Consider the following 17,550-nt stretch of genomic DNA (forward strand, 5'->3'; position numbering starts at 1 on the left):
TCGGGCCGCTAGGTTTCTGGGGTGTCCTCTATCTGTGGCCTGCCTTTCGGCGCGATGGTCTCGCCAGTGAGGAAGGAGGCCGCGTCGCTGGCGAGGAACTGAACGACGTCTGCGATTTCGGCTTCGATTCCGACTGTTCGGTCGACGGCCCCCCGATCGATCGCGTCGGCCGAGATGCCCATCTGTGATTCCAGGCCAGGGGTGGCGACGTAGCCGGGGGCGACACAGTTGATTCGGACGTCGTCGCCGGCCCACTCGGCGGCCAGCGAGGTGGTGAGGTTGATCACCGCGGCTTTGGCGGCGGCGTAGTGGCTCATGTACGGTGCGCCCTGCTGGCCGGCGACGCTGGCGACGTTGACGACCGCCCCACCACCGTCTTTCAGGTGCTCGCTTGCCGCTCGGGTACAGTTGACAGTCCCGTCGAGGTTGACGCCAACGACGCTGTCCCACCCGTTCTCGGAGACGTCCTCGAAGTTCGCCATGAAGCTCGCGCCAGCGTTGTTCACCAGCAGGTCCACGCCGCCGAAGCGTTCGACTGTGGCCTCGACCATCGCCGCCACGCTGTCGGTATCGCGGACGTCACACTCGATCCCGTAACACTCGCCGCCGTATTCGGACGTGATCGTGGCCGCTACCTCCCGTATCTCTTCGCCGTCTCGCGAGCAGATGGTCACGTCGACGCCCTCGTCGGCGACACGCTCGGCAACTGTCCGTCCGATCCCACGCGACGCACCCGTGACGATCGCCGCCCCGGCGTCCAGGCCGTACTGGTCGTGCATAGTTCCAGAGCGGACGCTGGAATGATAAAAGCCGGTGGCCACCGAGGGGTGCGGTCCAGAGGACATTTGGCCGTCCCGTTCGTTTGTCGGTGTATGACGCGCACGCTCTACCAGCTCGACGGCTGCCCGTTCTGTGAGAAAGTCGCCGATCGACTCGACGAACTCGAACTCGACTACGAGACGGTCTGGGTCGAGGCCCTGCACTCGGATCGCAACGAGGTCAAAGAGGTCTCGGGTCAGCGCGGTGTCCCGGTACTGGTCGACGACGACTACGGCGTGACGATGGCCGAGTCCGATCGGATTCTGGAGTTCCTCAATCGATCGTACGCCTGAGTTCCGCCCGGTTTCGATACGCTCCGACTGCACCGGCACCGACCGTTGTGAGCGCGAGTGCATATGCGAGCAGCAACACAGTCGTCCCTCCCAGACTCGGGGCGAGGCGGAGCGCTCCGTCGGCCAGTTCGGTCCCGACAAGGAACGTCCCGACGACCCCTGTACTCACGTATCCGATCGTCATCGCTACCCCCGGTAGCACGGCTTCGCCGATGGCTTGCTCTGTGGAGAGGGTCACCCACGCCAGGACAGCGCCGGCCAGGAGCAACGCGACGACCGGGACGAGGTAGTAGAGGAGTTCGGGCTTGGCCTCGGCGTACTGTATAGGTTCCTGATACGGACCGAAATCGAAGATGTAGATCCTCTCAAATGCCAGTGGCCTCTGTATGTCCGCATTCCACACAACCGTTTGATTTGGTTTGAGCAGTGTCGAATTGACCGTTATTGGATCATTAGGGCCGATATCACTCCAGTTAATTGAAGTCGGGGCACTTTCAATTATAACTTCATCTCTGGCCGGTCGAAGGTTTAGTGTCACTTGATGGGCATTGTAGGTTACTCGCCCGATTTCGGCGAGCACCGTTCCCCAGGTACTGTCTTCGGCCGGCCCGTCGGGGACGAGCACGACGGCGATCATCGCGAGATAACTGCCGAGAAACGCCGCGACGCCGCCGAGGATCCCAGCGATCCAGTTGTAGCCTGTTATTCGTGGATCGAACAACGGCTCGTCGTCCGGGGAGTCGTCTGTGGACACGTCTCAACGAACCCCGAACAGCACAAAAAACGTTCCGGTGGGGTGAATTCGGCCCCGTCTCCCGGCTGGACTGCTCGCACATCAACGTGCTCGCGAGCCGCCGTCGACACCGCTTCTCCCGGCTGGACTGGCCACGCATGAACGTGTGGCCGTGCCGCCGTCGACACCGCTTCTCCCGGCTGGACTGCTCGCACATCAACGTGCTCGCGAGCCGGCCGTCGAGAACCCTACTCCTCCGGATCGAAATCCAGTGCCGCCGAGTTGATACAGTAGCGCTTGCCCGTCGGCTCGGGTCCGTCGTCGAAGACGTGGCCCAGGTGCCCGCCGCAACTCCCACACAGCACTTCAGTCCGGCGCATCCCGTGGCGGGTGTCGACCTCCGTCTCGACGTTGCCTTCCTCGACGACGTCGTAGAAACTGGGCCACCCGTGTCCCGAGTCGAACTTCGAATCGGAATCGAACAACGCCGCATCACAGCCGGCACACCGGAAGACGCCCTCGTCGTCGACGTCCAGAAGGTCGCCGCTGAACTTCGGTTCGGTCCCACGCTCGCGCAGGATGTGATACTCCTCCTCAGTCAGCATTTCGCGCCACTCCTCGTCTGTCCCGGGAAGGTCGTCTCTCGATTTCGAATCCGTCATGCACAATCGTAGCAGTGCGAGGCGTATATGCTCACGGGCCAGCCCACAGCAGCCGCTGGCTGTTCCGAAATCTCGACGCCTCAGCGACGATCAGTCGCTGGTCACCTCGGCGGCCGGCCACTCGAAGCATCCATCGGCGTGTTTGCCCACCAGCCGCTCGTGATGCGCTTCGAGAGGCTCTGTATCGAGATTGTCCTGCTCACGGGCGACCGCCAGCGCGTCGACCAGCTGGTCGTCCGCGGCCATGTACAGCTGTCGTGCCCACTGATCGTGGCCGTTTGCAGCATGCTCGTCGGCGTCGGTCTCTAACTCTCGGGCGTACTCGCGACACGCCCGGACGAAGTTGGCGTCGACCCAGGCGAGCTGGAACCGGATCGGTGACGTCTCGACCGCCGTTTCGAGCGCCTCGTCGTACCGTGTTCGAGCTGCCCGCCAGTGTTTGGCCGCACCATCCGGGCTCTCGGCTGCCAGCGCTCGTTCGACCGCCTCGTACGCCTCGGCTCTCGGCTCGACTTCGAGGTCGTAGAGCTGTTCGCGTATCTCCTCGAGCCGGTGTCGGATCTGCTTCGAACCGGTAGCTCTTGTCTCCCGCGCAAGCGAGAGCGCCTGCTCGAAGTGTTCACGAGCGTCCTCGAACAGCGGCTGTGCGGCGTGGGCAAGCCCGTTCGCTAGCTTCGCACGCGCAGTCTCGGCGTCGTCTTCGCCCTGTAGGACGTGCCAGCGGACCTGCTGGTACTGCAGGCGCTCTCTGAGTCGGTCGATCTCCCCCTCGATCGCGTCGACGGCGACGTCGAGCCGACCCGCGGTCGACTGGGCCTTCGAGAGTGCCATCTTCGCTCGATGTTTGTCGCGTTCGAGACTCTCTATCTCGCCCGCTTGTAGATCTGTCTCCAGCGCTTCGATGGCCGTCCGTGCGGTGTCGAGTCGTGGGGTGACTCGACCCCACGACCAGCTCGCTCGCCTGAGGAACCGTGCCAGAGCGTTCAGGTCCGGTCGTCCTTCAGCCGTAATCTCGTAGGTCGCCTCCTCGGTGGTGATCGTGAGTCGCCGCCGGACCAGCCCGCTAGTCTGGGCGTCGTCGATTGCCGTGAACGGGATCGACCCAACGTCGTCCGCGTCCGTTTCGACCCCCTCGGAAAAGACGTGCACTGCTCTATGTGTCACTACCAGCATCCCGTTCGAGGTCGACCTCGGGCCGCCATCGTCCGGCTCGCGTTCGATCCCACGACAGGATATCGTTCGTTCGATGTCGGTGTCGTCACTGACCGCCGCCAGCGTCTCTCCGAGGGCGTTCCCCGCCGACTCTGTACCCGCGGCTGCTGGTGTATCCAGTGATACACCCCCAATGTGAATCATTCGAATCCCCCTAACAGTCGGACCACGTTCCATCTTATTAAAGATATTGGAGCCGGAAATCAATTCGAAATCAAGTGGTTCTGATCGCGCTGGTCGTCGGTGTGCACGGGAGAATACCAGCCGGCACGTTCCGGTCTCGTGGGCCACGGGGGCGTCACATTGATTCGCCGGCGTCCCAAATACTTGGTATGTCGATGGCGATCGCCCACTTCGCGATGGGCTCTGCGTGCACGATTCTCGTGGTCGCGGTTTTGCTCCCGAGCGTGCCGTATCCGCGCGTTCTGGGACTTCTCGGCGGCGGCTGGGCGATGATACCGGACTTTCACTGGATCAGCCCCGTCTTCGCGGCCGAACTGAAGCTCTTTCACGGATCGGCGCTCGCCAACGTCTTCTGGTTTCACAACGCGCTCGACGTCGCCGACACGACCGACTCGAAGGCCGTCGCCGCCGGAGCGCTCGCCCTTCTCGCCGTCGCGACTGCTGTCGCCGAACACCGTTCGTACCGTGCGCTCGAACCGATCCGAGCGTACGCCCGCGGTGACGACGAGTGAGTCTGGACGTTCGTCCCCCCAACGTAATTCGCTCTCGATAACGCCTCTGCTAGATCGAGAAATAAGAATATATTTTTCTCTATATGGAAAATACGTTTACTCAGTGCAAATGTTTAAGGGCGATCCGTGAGTACTAGCGGACGCAATGAGCACCCAGAAGGAAGTCCGGCAGGAAGCCGGCACAGTCGATGAGAACCGCCTTCGCCTGGAGCAAGGAAAAGCCGAGCAGATCGTCGAGGCGTTGAACACCGACCTCGCCGCGACGTACGTCCTCTATCACCAGCTCAAGAAACACCACTGGAACGTCGAGGGTGCGGAGTTCCACGACGTCCACGTCTTCCTCGGGGAGGCCGCCGGTCGGGCCGAGGAAGCCGCCGACGAACTCGCCGAGCGCCTGCAGGCCATCGGCGGGGCGCCGATCGCCGGCGGGAAGAACCTCGAAGAACACGCCCCGGTCGAACCCGAGGACGAGGACGTCTACGATATCCGAACCTCGCTCGAAAACGATCTGGAGATCTACGGCGACATCATCGAGAGTCTGCGCGATCACATTGACCTGGCGACGAACCTCGGCGACCACGCGACCGCGGAGCTACTCCGAGAGATCCTGGTCGAAGTCGAAGAAGACGCTCACCACATCGATCACTACCTCGAAGACGACTCGCTCGTCCAGTAGCTGACCTCACCCTTATCGGCGCTCGATCGCTGCCATTCCGTCTTCGAATCGGTAGGTCGTCGACGCCAGCCTGAAGACGTGCCCGTCGTCGTCGAGGATCTCGAAATCGTACTCGGTTTCGCCGTCTTCGAAGACGAAGCGTCCCGACTCGACTGAAGGCTTCTTCACCTCGGGAACGGTTTCGACGTGGTCACCGTATTTGGCGAGTAGCCGCTGCCAGTGCGTCTGTAGTTTCGCGGCTGCGATCACGTCCGGGGAGTCGCTCAGTGCCACGCCCTCCAGCGTGATCGACCCACGAATCCCGCCGCCGCGTCCGTACGGCCCCTCCGAGGACGGCTGGTCGGCCCTCTCACAGACGAGTTCGAGTCGGACGACGCTGTCTCGGACGCGCTCGTCGACACCGCTCAGGTCCCAGTACAGCCGAACCGGCTGGCCTTGCGGGACGCTGAACGTCTCGGAGGTGAGGCTCGCCTCGCGAGATCGGCCGGCACGACCGCGACCGGTATGTGCGCGGTTTCGCGGCGGAGAGGACGTACTCGAGCGTCCTCGCCCGGCGCGGTGGCTGTCGTGGACGAGCCGGAAGGACGCGTGGATCGGTGCGTCGGTCCCTGCGAGGTCGCCTGCTGTGACCGTCGCCGTGAGATAGGGGTGGCCGATCCAGTCCGCGTCGCGTGCTCCCCGTTCGTTCGTGATCGTCGCCGTTGTCACGCCGTCGGCGTCGAACCGGAGTGCCGCCGAGTCGCTCGTGACGGCGCCCGGGCGGTCGGCGCCTCGGACGCGCTCGACCGACACCAGATCTGCGCCCTGCCAGCCATCGACTCCCTTCTCGAACTCACACAGGCCGATGACGTCGCCACCCTGGGCGGCGACCGGGATCAGTGGAAGTCGGTCGTCGTCCCGGCTGCCATCCGAACTGGGTCGATCAGCGCCTCGGGTTGGGCGTCTGGGTGCGTGGCTCCCCCACATCTGTATCACTACTGAAGAATTCTTCTTCTCGGAACTTAATAGTTTCTACAGGCTGATGAAATAGGTGTTCAAACATTATAATTCGAAGCGCAACCACCGCTGTGGAGGGTCAGTCAGCGAGTAAAACCGGGGCGCTATCGCGGAAGCTCGACGGTGAGGTCGGTCGCGATCCAGCCGTCGGCGTTGCCGTCCTCGGTGAATACGGTCTTTTCTTCCGAACAGGTGTGAGCCTTCACTGCCGGGCGGTCGTCGTCAGTGCGTTCGTCGAGCGAGCGCGAATTTGCCATCGAATGTGATTAGGTCTGCCTAAAGGTAAAAGCGTTTTGGGTCTCCCTAAACTGCGAGATTACTCTTCGTCGGGGCCGAACACCGCGGCGGCGTCGGCGGGCACGTCGAAGTCGTGGAAGTGTTCGCCCTCTTCTTTGCTCAGGATGTTCAGCGCTGCCGCAGCGCCGTCGCCCGCGGAGATGACGGCCTGCCACTCTTCGGCCCGGACCATCGCGCCGGTCGCGTAGGCGTCGGCGACGCTGGTCTCCATGCTCAGGTCGACGTCGACGAGATCGTCCTCGAAGTCACAGCCGAGCGATTCGGCGAGGTCGCGATTCGCCCCTGTCGCCAGGATCAGGTAGTCGGCCTCGTGTTCGCTGTCGTCGGTCGTGACGGTGAAGGTGCCGTCGGATTCGGTGACGTCGGTCACTTCTGCCTCGTGGCTGTCGACGCCGAAACTGTCGACCTGTGTCCGGAGAGTTTCGAGGAAGGCCGTCCCGTCCTGGGAACCGATTCCCGGGTAGTTGAACAGGTGGGCCTTGTGGATCCACGTCTCGTCCGTGTCGAAGACCGCGGTGTCGAGACCGTTCTTCTGGGTAAACAGTGCTGCGCTCAAGCCGGCGGGACCACCGCCGACGACGAGTACGTCTGTCACGCTACCTACTAGCACGTCTTCGAGGGATATGTCTTTGCTCGCGTGCAGTGTTTGCCGCCGTGGAAGTCAATCGAGTGATATTTCCTGCCCCGGTCTCGAGCCCGGATCGGCGATCGGCAGCGTCACTTCGAGGACGCCCTCTTCGTAGGTGGCATCGATCGCGTCGGCGTGGATCTCTCGCGGGAGCCCCATGCTCCGGTGGAAGACTGCGCGCCGATCGTCGTCAGTCGTCCGCTCGGCCGAGATCGTCAGTCGGCGGTCGTGCCAGCGGATGTCGATCTCGGACTCGTCGTATCCGGGTAGCTCCACGTAGACGACGTAGGTATCGTCGTCACGGTACAGTTCCATCGCGTGTTCCGGGCGGTGGCGAGTCATACCGTTTCGTAGGTCTGCCGCGGGAATAAAGATAGTCGAGCGACACAGTGGCAGTCAGGCCACCTGCAATTCGGTGTCGATGTCCTCGCCGGCCAGCAGGGAGGCGATCGCCTCGCTGGCGTCGGTCCGTTCGGAGGCGTTCTCCAGCAGGACGGTTTCGCTGGGGAACAGTGACTCGCCGACGACGAGGCCGTGGTCCCGGGCGGTCGAACCCGTGACCGTCAGATAGACGCCGAGTCCAGCGTCGGCGACGGCCGCTTCCTCGGTCTGGCCCTCCTCGGGATAGACGAACGTCAGGCCCTCCAGCGCGTCGGTCCCGAGGACGGCTTCGACCAGCCGCTCGTACCGGGGCGAGATACAGACCTGCCCCTCGTAGTCGGCGACGAATTCACGACCGAGCACCGCTCCGCCCGAGGGCGCAACTTCGGGCGTCGCGAGCAGCGTGTGATAGACGGTATCACCGAGGCCGGTCCGCAGGCGGACGTCGGTGTCCATCGGGTCGATCCGTTCGTTGACGGCGGCCAGATCGCCCAGCGGATCACCTCGGAGTTCGACGACCTCTTCGAGCACCAGGTCGGCGCTGTCGAACCCGAGCGCGAACTCGTGTTTGCGCAGCGCCCGAAACGGTTCTTCCCGGCCGATCAACCGGAGGTCGCCCGCGTCGGTCGGAATCGTCACGCTGTCGAAGACGAGTCGGCGCGGCATGCCTTCGCGGTCGTCTCGCAGCAGCGAGTACTCTGGGTTGGTCGGGTCGTCGATATCGCTGTAGTCGGCCAGGCGGTCGTAGACGTACTCCTCGCTCGATTGCTTGCCTTTCGTGATAGCCTTCTCGTAGCGGAGCGTCGAGATGATCTCGTCGGCGACGTCGGTCGCGCCCGTGCTGGTCGCGATCCGTTCGAGCACCGCTTCGAGCGGCCGGCCCTTGCGCGGGACGGCGACGCTGACGGTCGTCATTATCGAACACTGCACCGCGGGCGGTAAAACGAGTCCGGTTCACGTCGAAATGACCGTTTCGTCGCGTTCGATCGGCGGTTACTCGCCGCCGCCGATGACCGACGACAGCTGCTCGCGCCACTGTTTGAGGTCTTCGATCTCGGACTCGATGTTCTGGATCTGGTCGTCGATGTCGCCGACATCGCCGATGCGGTCGTCGATGTCTTCGAGATCACCGCGCAGTGACTGGACTTCCGATTCCAGCGAGGAGATATCGTCCTCGAATTCGCCGACGTCGCCGCTGATCGAGTCGACCTCCGAATCGAGCGTGTCGACCTGCTCGTCGAGGTTCCCGACCGTGCCTTCGACCTCGTCGACAGTGCCCTCGACGTTGTCGACACGGCCTTCCATCGACGTGACCGTGTCCTCGACGTCCGAGACCTGCCCGGAGACGCGGCTGACCTCGGACTGAACCGAGTCCATCTGCTCGTCGTTCTCCATCGCCATGCTCTGGATCTGATCGAGTTCGTTCTCGAAGGAGGCCAGCCGGTCACGGAAGTCCTCGATCATCTGGTCGCCGGTGCCGTTGTCCGCGAGGAACTCTTCGAGAGCCTCGGTGTACGCCGAGAGGTCGCTGACCTCGTTCTGGAGGTGCTGGATCCGCGCGTCAGTCGCGCCGCCACCGCCGCCGCTGCTGCTCGCACCGTTGACCGAGAGTTCGCTTCGGAGCGCGCGCACGACATCCTCGTCGACGGCCCCGTGGTGAATCTCCGCCAGCAACGTCGTCGTCACGTTCGACGGCTGGGTCCCGCCGTCTTCACCGTCGCCGCCGTCTCCACCCTGTTCTTCTTCGGGCGCGTTCGGGTCCTTGAGGTTGAGCGTCTCGATTTCGTCGTCTCCCTCGTCATCCAGCCCTGGAACGCTGTCGCTCTCGCCGGCGATAACGTCCTTGACGACGTCGGAGCTGGAGTCGTCGAGGACGTCACCTTCCTCTTCGTCCAGCGGCGGATCGACCATCTCGATGGTCGGCTCGGTCAGGAACTGCTCGACGTTGTCGGTCCCGGTCGAGCGAATCCCATAGACGGTCGTGTACTCCGACTCGGGTTCGATGTCGCGCTCGAAGGTGATCGTCTGATCGTCGATCGTCCAGTACTCGCTGCCGTACTCGGGGTGGAACCCCAGGTCCTCGACGGCGACGTCTTCGGGCACGCTGTCGACCAGCGTGATCGTCACTGTCTCGCTGCGGCGCGATTCGATCCGGAACGCGATCGCCGGCACGGGGAACTCGTCGGCCTCGAACCGCTTTGCCACGGTCACCCCGTCCGAGGACACGGTCACTGGATCGTACGTCTGGGAATCACTCATGGCTCTACTTCGGACGAGCATCCGTATTAAAGTTACTTACTATTTATCATCGGACATAATCGCCCCCGGAAGCGGCTCTCCAGATCGACTCTGTTGCTGGCTTCGCCTACAGTTCGACGCGATCGCCGACTTCGATGACGCGCACGCGTTCGGGATACTCGAAGCTCCTGGCGTGATTGTGCAGGACTGCCGGATCAGCATTGAGTCCTTTCCGAGACCACTTTTTCCCGTTCGGGTGCGCTCCGCGCACCACTCACGGCAAAAACATGGGGAAAAAGACCGCAGGTCGGCAGGAGCGTTGTCAGAGGTCGACGCGATCTCCGACTTCGATGACGCGCACGCGTTCGGGATACTCGAAGCTCCTGGCGTGATTGTGCAGGACTGCCGGATCAGCATTGAGGCCTTTCCAGATATCCCAGTGAGTCGGCAGGAGGGTGTCGGTCTGGAGTTCGTTGGCGGCCTCGACGATCTCGTTCTCGTCGCTGTACCACTTGGTGTACTTGGGTTCGCGGGTCTGCTTGTCCGGGATCATCCCGGCGCTGCCAAAGGCGAGCGCTGCGAGGTCGACGTCGTATTCTTCGCCGAGTGGTTCGAATTTTCCGGGTCGGGCGTCCCCGCCGTGGACGAACGTTCCCGCGTCGTGCTCGAAGACGTACGCGACGGGGTGGCCCGCGTCCGGGTCGTTTGCGGGTTCGACGTGAACTGTCAGTGCGCCGAGTTCGATGGTGTCGCCTTCTGCGACCTCGACGAGCTGTGTCTGGTCGATGTCGTACTCGACCAGCCAGTTCTCCGTGCGCGCGACGGCGAGACTGTCGTCGGGACCGTAGAAGGGTGTGTCGCTGGCTTCGAGGATCGGGCCCGCTGTCTCGCCGTGGACGTGGTCGGTGTGCTCGTGGGTCGCCAGCACGGCGTCGACGGGGCCGACGTCGTACGGATCGAACGGCACCGGGACCATCCGGACTGTGCGGGGCGGGTCGCCCAGGCCGACGTAGGGGTCGACGAAGACTGTCGTCCCGTCGTCGGCTTTCACGATGAAGCCGTTGCAACCGAGATACCAGATCGCGACGCCGTCTGGATCGGCGTCCTCGACGGCGCGGGGCAGCCAGTCGCCCCAGTCGCTATGTACCATATCCCCACCTCTGCCGGTTCGCTTGGTAAGTCTTGTCTATTGTCGCTAGGAAACTGCGGATGAGCTGAGATTGTCGTCTCCGAAAAGCCCTCACTACGCTCGCTAGGAACCCGAAACGCTACTGTTATCAACAACGCGGGAAAGCCCTCTCCACGTCTTCGCGCGGCCGCCGGCCGCGCGAATGGTACGAGAGAGCTTCGCTCTCTCGCTACTCGCGGTCGCTCTGTCGGATATTCTCGTTCACTTCGTTCACTCGAATAGGGCCGACAGAGCGACTCCCTGTCCAGCGCGACCGTGGTTCGCCCTTTCGATCCACCAGGAACAGCCCCCACACCACGTTATTGTGGCCCCACACCTCCCCGGTTGCGCGGCGTCTGCCGCGCAACACGCTTCCTGACCGCCCCGCGGTGGCCGGGAGCGAGTGCCACGACTATCGTCGTGGCCGAGCGACCCGGGGAAGGGCAGGCCTTGCCGTGAGACAGGCATACGCGCCGAAGGCGCGTTTCACCGCGAGCGCTCTACCGAGCGCGAGCGGCCTTTTTCCCCAAGTTTTTGCAAGGAGAGGTCTGCCACGAGCCGACAGGCTCGTGTGCGAGACCCGACGCCGCAAAAAGTGGAAACCAAGTGGTTTATTCTTGGCAGCAGCCGCCGGCCTTCTCGCCGAAGTCCACCGTGAGGGGCTCGGAGATAATCTCGTTGAGTTCCTGCAGGCGGAGTTCGAGGTCGCTCTGGGCCTGCAGATAGTCCTCCATGACGGGGAGTTCGTGGAGTTCGCGCTGGGCCTTCTTCAGGGTGCGCAGGTCGTCTTGATCGGCCTGGTTGGTCTGGCGGGCGACCATGTACTCCTCGCGGATCTGCTCGAACTCCTCGATGCGTTCCTGGGCCTGCTCGTCGGCCTCGACGTCGGCCTTGGCGTCCTGGTAGGCTTCGTATTCGGGAAGATCGGTGATCGCCTCGCCGAGCGCGCTGGCGAGCGACTCGACGCTGTCGTCTGTCACGTCGGCCGTGTCGGTCTCGATGCTCATCGCCATGTCGTTGGGACTACAGCCGTTTGAACGTGCCGGAACGGACCACCAACAGTTATCGCCCTCCCGGACCCTGACGGAGATATGACCGAGTTCTCTCACCGGGTCGAACAGGTCTCGATCTCGGGCATCCGCGAAGTGTTCGAAGCAGCCGGCGAAGACGCCATCAACCTCGGCCTCGGCCAGCCGGACTTCCCCACACCCGACCACGCTCGTCAGGGCGCAATCGACGCCATCCGGGCCGGCAAGGCAGACGGCTACACCTCGAACAAAGGGACTGTGACCCTCCGGGAAGCGATCAGCGAGAAACACGATCGGGACAACGACCTCGACGTCGACCCCGAGGATATAATCGCGACCTCCGGCGGGAGCGAAGCCCTCCATCTGGTGATGGAAGCCCACGTCGACGAGGGAGACGAAGTGATCTTCCCCGATCCGGGATTCGTCTCCTACGACGCCCTGACCCACCTCGCTGGTGGGGAGCCAAAGCCTGTCCCGCTGCGCGAGGATCTGACGCTCGATCCCGCGACCGTCGAGGAAGCCATCACCGACGATACAGCGCTATTCGTGGTCAACAGTCCGGCGAATCCGACGGGCGCGGTCCAGTCACCCGAGGACATGCGCGAGTTCGCCCGGATCGCAGACGAGCACGACGTCCTCTGTCTCTCGGACGAGGTCTACGAGCACATCGTCTTCGAGGGCGAGCACCGCTCGCCGATGGAGTTCACCGAGGAGGACAACGTCGTCGTCGTGAACGCCTGCTCGAAGACCTACTCGATGACGGGCTGGCGACTCGGGTGGGTGACGGGTGCGACCGATCGCATCGAGCGAATGTTGCGAGTGCACCAGTACGCCCAGGCCTGTGCCAGCGCACCCGCCCAGTACGCCGCCGAGGCAGCACTCACAGGACCGCAGGACCCAGTTGCGGAGATGCTCGCGGCCTTCGAGCAGCGCCGCGACGTCGTGCTCGATGGCTTCGAGGACATGGGGCTGGAGTGTCCAACACCGAAGGGTGCCTTCTACGCGATGCCGAAGGTTCCCGGGGGGTGGGTCGAGGAAGTGATCGACCGCGGTGTCGTGGTCGTCCCCGGCGACGCGTTCGGCGAGCACGGCGCAGGGTACGCCCGAATCTCGTATGCGACCGGGATGGACGAGCTGAAAGAAGCGATCGAGATCATGGACGCGGCGACGCAGGCCGTCCGCTGAGCGGCGGCAAGCACATACGAGTCCAGTCCCTACGCCGCGGCAATGGACCACCTCGCCCCCTCGAACGTCCCCGTCTACGAGACCGACGACCAGCGTCAGCAGATCTGGCAGCGCTGTCTCGACCAGCGACAGCCGGCGCTCGCGATCAGAGACGCCCGGCGTGGCTGGATCGTCCGGTACGACCTCGCCCATCTCGAGGCCGAATTGCGCGCTGACGCCGTCCAGCAACTTCGCGATCGCGTCGCCAGCCGGCGGACCTATCCGACGGGGACGGATCCGATCTCCCAGGCAGAGGGCGTCGGCGGTGAGGCCGGTCCTGTCTCGGGTGATCTCCACGAGGGCAGCGAGCAGGCAGCCCGGAAACTGGCGGCCCACGTCTCGACGTTCGTCTTCGATCGAGACAACTGGGCCTGACACGAGTCTATCCTTTTTGTTGGTCGAGTCGTTTGTCAACATATGACGATCGCCCGCCACGGGTCGGGTCCGGGGGCTGCTGTGCGGGCACTGGCCTCCCAGATCCACCCGGTGTTCATGCTGCCGCCGGTCGCGTCGTCGGTGTTCGGGGCTGCGCTCAGCGGTCGCTTCGACGTCGCGCTCGCCTTGCTGCACGCGACAGCGACCTTCTTCGCACTCTACACGGCCCACGTCAAGGACGGCTACGTCGACTTCTACGGCCGTGACGAGGACGACGATCACCCACTCACCGCTCGGGGTTGTCGCGTCGCGATGACGCTCTCGACGGTGGCGTTCGCCGGTTGTCTCGCCGCGATCTGGCTGGTCGTGGGACCGCTCGCAGCGGCGATCACGCTTCCGGGATGGATCATCGGCTATCTGCACGCCCCGCAGTTCGACATGAACCCCGTCACCGCGACCGTGGGCTATCCCAGCGGGATCGCACTGGCGTTGCTCGGCGGCTTCTACGTGCAGGTAGAGACGTTGACGCCGGCGGTACTGGCGTTCGCGGGTGTGTTCCTGACGATCCTCTCGGGAATCAAGGTGATCGACGACGCCCAGGACTACGAGTACGACCGCTCGATCGACAAGCGCACGGTCGCGGTCGTCGTCGGCCAGCGCTCGGCCCGGCGCTTCGCCTTCGGTCTGATGATCGCCGGACTGGGCGGAGTCGTCGCCTTTGCGGCAGTGGCGGTGTTTCCCCCGAGTGCGGTGCTCGCGGCGGTGGCGTTCGGCGTGGTGGCGCTCCTCGCGGCCCGGGCAGACCCCGAAATCGCGACGATGCTGCTCATCCGTGGCTCGTACGTCTTTCTCGCAATACTGGTCGTGGCGGTGTGGGTCGAGCCACTCAGCGCAGTGTGAGCGACCACCACAGTTAAATCGCTGACTCCACTACAGATACGGCGGCATGAACGACATCCGCACCGGATACTCCTACGGGGACGTGCTCCTCGTGCCCCAGCGCTCACCGGTCGACAGCCGTAGCGACGTCGATCTCTCGACAAACCTCACGCCCAGCATCGAACTCGAAACACCCCTCCTGTCTGCTCCGATGGACACAGTTACCGGGCCGGCAGCGGCGATCGCGATCTCACGAGCCGGCGGCTTCGGGACGATCCACCGCTTCATGAGCGTCGACGAACAGGTCGCGGCTGTCGAAGAAGTCGTCGCCGCGGGCGAGCGCTGCGGCGCGGCAGTCGGGATCGCCGAGGACACGGTGGGTCGCGCGGCGGCCGTCCTCGACGCGGGCGCGTCGGTCGTGATGGTCGACGTCGCTCACGGACACCTCGAACGGACGCTCGACGCCGTCGCGGACCTCCGCGAGGCGTTCCCAGAGGCTGACATCGTCGCCGGCAACGTCGCCACGAAACAGGGCGTCCGCGACCTCGCCGCTGCGGGTGCAGATTGCGTCAAGGTCGGGATCGGGCCGGGGAGCCACTGCACCACCCGGCGGGTGGCGGGCGCGGGCGTCCCGCAGCTCACGGCGGTCGACGATTGTGCCGACGCCGCAGCCGAGGTTGGTGTGACGACCATTGCGGACGGCGGCATCCGCACCTCCGGCGACGCCGTCAAGGCGCTGATGGCCGGTGCAGACACGGTGATGCTGGGGAGTCTCTTCGCCGGGACCGAGGAAGCGCCCTCGGAGATCGTCGAGATCGACGGGAAACAGTACAAACGCTCTCGGGGAATGGCGACGACTGCAGCCAACGAGAAGCGCTCGGACAAGGACGCAGAGTCGGCTGCGCCGGGCGCTGACGAAGGCGTCGAGGGCCTCACCGAGTACAAAGGCCCGCTGCAAGACGTGGCCGAAGAGTTCGCAGCGGGGATCCGATCGGGATTGTCCTACGTCGGTGGTCACACGATCGAGGCGGCCCGCGAGCACGCCGAATTCATCGAAGTCGCACCGAGTGGACAGGAACGCGAGGGAGCCCACGGCGACCACGACTGGGAGTCCGTCTCGGTGGACGATTGATTAGGGCCGGTCCTGTAGGGTGGGTATGGCACTCGATACCGCGATGTGTCCACACTGCGAGTCTCGAATCAGTGGCGACGAACTGCTGGAACTGAGCGTGAGTTCGGGCGGGATCGCACCGATGGGTGCGGGAAAAAAGACCGATACGCTGTACGTCTGCCCCTCGTGTGAGACGATTCTGGGGTGAGGGACGACCGAACGGGCGCTAGGTCGATTCGAGCCGCTCTAGAATCGGGATCTCCGCGATCGTCTCCTCGTCCAGCGCATCCCAGTCGATCCCCGCGGGTTTCGCCCGCGTCGACCGAGTTTCGATCGTTCGATCGGGCGTCACGACTAGATCCAGCGGGACGTCGTGAGCGTCGCTGGGGACCGACTCGCGGACCTGGCGCTCGTGGACGGTCGTCGCGACCGGCGTCGATTCGTCCACGCATCCGAACGCCCGCAGGATCGCGAACTCCAGATCGCTGTACCCCTCGCCCTTGCCGATCCGGCCGCCGTCGGGGTCGACGGCGACGCTCCCACTGACGATCAGATCGATATCGGGCATCGTTTCGGGGCCGATCGGGATGCCGACCTCCGCAGAGCCACCAACGGTCGTCGCGTGGTCGATGTCCTCGATCACGTCGGGATCGAGTTCGAGAAAACACTGCGCTTCGCGGAGGCGCGGGACGGCCATGTAGAGGGTCTTTCCTGCACGGAGCGCGGCCCGTCGAACCGGAAGCTGCGGGGCGTCGGGATTGGCTTTGATCGTTTCGGCTTCGGTCCAGGCGTCGGTCTCTTGCAGGCGATTCGCGGCCCCGTCCGCACCTGCGAAGTTGGGGATGCGGTCGTGGGGCGGAAAGGGAAAACGGGCTTCACCACTCGCTTCGAGGTCGTCCCAGACCGCCTGGCGGATCGCGTCTTTGTCCATGTCTGGAGGCGGAAGCCGGGAAAGAAAACAGCGTCGCCAGCAGCGCGGTCACTCACTGACACTCGATCGACTCGGCGATGTCGGTCAGTTCTTCGGGTTCGAACGCGCTGGTGGTCCCGTAGATCGTGAACGTCGAGCCGCCGCAGTGCCACTCGACGATGTGCTGGCCCTGGACGCGAGTGAGTGTCGCCGCCTCGTCGTGGACTTCGACTGTGCGGTCGCTGCGGAACATGGAGACGGCCTCGGGGATTCGCTGGACCTGTACGACGTCGGTGCCGTTCGCGTAGATGGTCCACACTAGCGAGCCATTCCCCATCGTCATCCCGCGCCTGAACGAGAACCGATCGGGCAGTTCGGGATCGGGAACTGGCTGGTCGGCCGCTCCGACCATCGCCGACCGCGAGAGGTAGGAGGTCATACTCTCGTTCATGAACGGCGTTATCAGCCCCTCGGTCAGGCGGGCGTCGGCCGGCGGCTCGGTGCTGAAGCGGTCGTCGGGCAGGTCCTCGGTGATGGTGACGTTCTCGTACTCGATGGTCTGGATCATCGGGACCTGCATGTTGGTGTAGTTCAGTCGCGCTTTCGTCGGGAACCACTGATCGCGGTCGACCCAGACCGTCGTCTCGACGGGGTTTTCGGTGTTTCGCAGCCGGCTCTGTCTGCTCGGTGATCCGCCGACGAACAGCGAGAACTGCTGGCCGTTTGCGGCGTACGACAGCGACACAGCGTCGTCGGTCGTGGCAGTGTTCTCGATGTCGGTGCTGTCCTCGACTGACGAGAGGCCGAAGAACAGCCCCGAGGCGGAGGCGTTCTGCCCGGCCGCCGATCGGATCGGCTGGACCGACGCCGTTCCGGTGTCGGGATTGTAGATCATCGTCGCCGAGCCGTTGCTGACGACTCGCGTGCCGGCGAATCGTTCGGGCGAGAGATACGTGATGTTGAGCTTCCCGGGTGCTTCGTAGGCGACGATCGCCTCCATCTCGGTCGTCTGACCTGCCACCTCCTGGCGCTGGACGAGCCGTGCCTCGAAGGCCTCGGTCTCGTTCATCTTCTGTTCGACACGTTCGACGACGGTGTCTGCATCGGGCCCATCGCCGCTCGTGACGGCGAAACACCCGGCCGTGAGGACGGCCACACAGACCAGCAGGACGGCAAACCACCCACGCGAGGACATGATCGTTGTCCGACAGCAGGCGTGCCGGCG

Annotated in this window: 22 protein-coding genes; 8 read left to right on the forward strand and 14 right to left on the reverse strand. The window is 64.1% G+C overall.

The window, feature by feature from the left end:
• Window positions 1-8 precede the first annotated feature (8 nt).
• Window positions 9-779, reverse strand: coding sequence for an SDR family NAD(P)-dependent oxidoreductase (locus DV733_RS13065; RefSeq protein WP_049992436.1), 771 nt, complete (start codon window positions 777-779; stop codon window positions 9-11).
• Window positions 780-872: 93 nt separating this feature from the next.
• Here DV733_RS13065 and DV733_RS13070 point away from each other — a divergent pair, with 93 nt between their 5' ends.
• Entirely contained in the window at window positions 873-1,112 is a 240-nt protein-coding gene (locus tag DV733_RS13070; RefSeq protein WP_049992437.1) for a glutaredoxin family protein, read from the forward strand.
• On the opposite strand, the gene DV733_RS13075 is transcribed toward DV733_RS13070, so the two are convergent.
• The 3 genes from DV733_RS13075 to DV733_RS13085 all read right to left on the reverse strand — a co-directional run bounded on the left by DV733_RS13075 (window position 1,093) and on the right by DV733_RS13085 (window position 3,863).
• Window positions 1,093-1,866, reverse strand: coding sequence for a hypothetical protein (locus tag DV733_RS13075; RefSeq protein WP_049992438.1), 774 nt, complete (start codon window positions 1,864-1,866; stop codon window positions 1,093-1,095). The genes DV733_RS13070 and DV733_RS13075 overlap by 20 nt on opposite strands.
• Before the next feature lie 227 nt (window positions 1,867-2,093).
• The gene (gene msrB, locus DV733_RS13080) at window positions 2,094-2,507 is read right to left on the reverse strand and encodes a peptide-methionine (R)-S-oxide reductase MsrB (RefSeq protein ID WP_049992439.1); all 414 of its coding nucleotides are present in this window, start codon (window positions 2,505-2,507) and stop codon (window positions 2,094-2,096) included.
• A 90-nt stretch (window positions 2,508-2,597) separates the two neighbouring features.
• A complete protein-coding gene (locus tag DV733_RS13085) occupies window positions 2,598-3,863 on the reverse strand; it encodes a PH domain-containing protein (protein WP_049992440.1) in 1,266 nt (421 codons plus the stop codon).
• A gap of 188 nt (window positions 3,864-4,051) precedes the next feature.
• Between DV733_RS13085 and DV733_RS13090 the strand changes: the two genes are divergently transcribed.
• Together DV733_RS13090 and dpsA are read left to right on the forward strand one after the other, a co-directional pair.
• Entirely contained in the window at window positions 4,052-4,414 is a 363-nt protein-coding gene (locus tag DV733_RS13090; RefSeq protein WP_049992441.1) for a hypothetical protein, read from the forward strand.
• 145 nt (window positions 4,415-4,559) lie between these two features.
• On the forward strand, window positions 4,560-5,090 hold the full coding sequence (dpsA, locus tag DV733_RS13095) for a DNA starvation/stationary phase protection protein DpsA (protein WP_049992442.1): 531 nt from the start codon (window positions 4,560-4,562) through the stop codon (window positions 5,088-5,090).
• A gap of 12 nt (window positions 5,091-5,102) precedes the next feature.
• On the opposite strand, the gene DV733_RS13100 is transcribed toward dpsA, so the two are convergent.
• The 8 genes from DV733_RS13100 to DV733_RS13135 all read right to left on the reverse strand — a co-directional run bounded on the left by DV733_RS13100 (window position 5,103) and on the right by DV733_RS13135 (window position 11,805).
• Window positions 5,103-6,065, reverse strand: coding sequence for a hypothetical protein (locus DV733_RS13100; protein WP_136342353.1), 963 nt, complete (start codon window positions 6,063-6,065; stop codon window positions 5,103-5,105).
• Window positions 6,066-6,190: 125 nt separating this feature from the next.
• A complete protein-coding gene (locus DV733_RS17360) occupies window positions 6,191-6,343 on the reverse strand; it encodes a hypothetical protein (protein WP_170178705.1) in 153 nt (50 codons plus the stop codon).
• A 59-nt stretch (window positions 6,344-6,402) separates the two neighbouring features.
• A complete protein-coding gene (locus DV733_RS13105) occupies window positions 6,403-6,978 on the reverse strand; it encodes an NAD(P)/FAD-dependent oxidoreductase (protein ID WP_049992444.1) in 576 nt (191 codons plus the stop codon).
• A 66-nt stretch (window positions 6,979-7,044) separates the two neighbouring features.
• Window positions 7,045-7,353 carry an Hsp20/alpha crystallin family protein gene (locus DV733_RS13110; protein WP_049992445.1) on the reverse strand — a complete coding sequence of 103 codons (309 nt, stop codon included), beginning with the start codon at window positions 7,351-7,353 and terminating at the stop codon, window positions 7,045-7,047.
• A gap of 54 nt (window positions 7,354-7,407) precedes the next feature.
• Complete coding sequence (locus tag DV733_RS13115) at window positions 7,408-8,307, reverse strand: hypothetical protein (RefSeq protein WP_049992446.1); 900 nt, start codon at window positions 8,305-8,307, stop codon at window positions 7,408-7,410.
• 78 nt (window positions 8,308-8,385) lie between these two features.
• A complete protein-coding gene (locus DV733_RS13120) occupies window positions 8,386-9,651 on the reverse strand; it encodes a GumC domain-containing protein (protein ID WP_049992447.1) in 1,266 nt (421 codons plus the stop codon).
• A gap of 301 nt (window positions 9,652-9,952) precedes the next feature.
• Entirely contained in the window at window positions 9,953-10,780 is an 828-nt protein-coding gene (locus DV733_RS13130) for an MBL fold metallo-hydrolase (RefSeq protein ID WP_049992448.1), read from the reverse strand.
• 629 nt (window positions 10,781-11,409) lie between these two features.
• Window positions 11,410-11,805: a YlbF family regulator gene (locus tag DV733_RS13135; protein ID WP_049994252.1), complete on the reverse strand. Its 396-nt coding sequence runs from the start codon at window positions 11,803-11,805 to the stop codon at window positions 11,410-11,412.
• 84 nt (window positions 11,806-11,889) lie between these two features.
• Here DV733_RS13135 and DV733_RS13140 point away from each other — a divergent pair, with 84 nt between their 5' ends.
• Genes DV733_RS13140 through DV733_RS17155 form a run of 5 tightly spaced genes read left to right on the forward strand, consistent with a single transcriptional unit; the run spans window position 11,890 to window position 15,623 of the window.
• Window positions 11,890-13,011: a pyridoxal phosphate-dependent aminotransferase gene (locus DV733_RS13140; protein WP_049992449.1), complete on the forward strand. Its 1,122-nt coding sequence runs from the start codon at window positions 11,890-11,892 to the stop codon at window positions 13,009-13,011.
• Window positions 13,012-13,053: 42 nt separating this feature from the next.
• Window positions 13,054-13,425 carry a hypothetical protein gene (locus DV733_RS13145; RefSeq protein WP_049992450.1) on the forward strand — a complete coding sequence of 124 codons (372 nt, stop codon included), beginning with the start codon at window positions 13,054-13,056 and terminating at the stop codon, window positions 13,423-13,425.
• A gap of 42 nt (window positions 13,426-13,467) precedes the next feature.
• The gene (locus tag DV733_RS13150) at window positions 13,468-14,325 is read left to right on the forward strand and encodes a UbiA family prenyltransferase (protein ID WP_049992451.1); all 858 of its coding nucleotides are present in this window, start codon (window positions 13,468-13,470) and stop codon (window positions 14,323-14,325) included.
• A gap of 46 nt (window positions 14,326-14,371) precedes the next feature.
• Entirely contained in the window at window positions 14,372-15,436 is a 1,065-nt protein-coding gene (locus DV733_RS13155) for a guanosine monophosphate reductase (protein ID WP_049992452.1), read from the forward strand.
• Window positions 15,437-15,461: 25 nt separating this feature from the next.
• Window positions 15,462-15,623, forward strand: a complete 162-nt coding sequence (locus DV733_RS17155) for a hypothetical protein (protein WP_154019505.1) — start codon at window positions 15,462-15,464, stop codon at window positions 15,621-15,623.
• 18 nt (window positions 15,624-15,641) lie between these two features.
• Here DV733_RS17155 and DV733_RS13160 read toward each other — a convergent pair whose 3' ends face one another.
• Both DV733_RS13160 and DV733_RS13165 read right to left on the reverse strand, forming a co-directional pair.
• On the reverse strand, window positions 15,642-16,346 hold the full coding sequence (locus DV733_RS13160) for a 5-formyltetrahydrofolate cyclo-ligase (RefSeq protein ID WP_049992453.1): 705 nt from the start codon (window positions 16,344-16,346) through the stop codon (window positions 15,642-15,644).
• Between the two features lie 52 nt (window positions 16,347-16,398).
• Complete coding sequence (locus DV733_RS13165) at window positions 16,399-17,520, reverse strand: LolA family protein (protein WP_049992454.1); 1,122 nt, start codon at window positions 17,518-17,520, stop codon at window positions 16,399-16,401.
• Window positions 17,521-17,550: the final 30 nt, after the last annotated feature.

The sequence above is a fragment of the Halapricum salinum genome (assembly GCF_004799665.1).
GTDB lineage: Archaea > Halobacteriota > Halobacteria > Halobacteriales > Haloarculaceae > Halapricum > Halapricum salinum.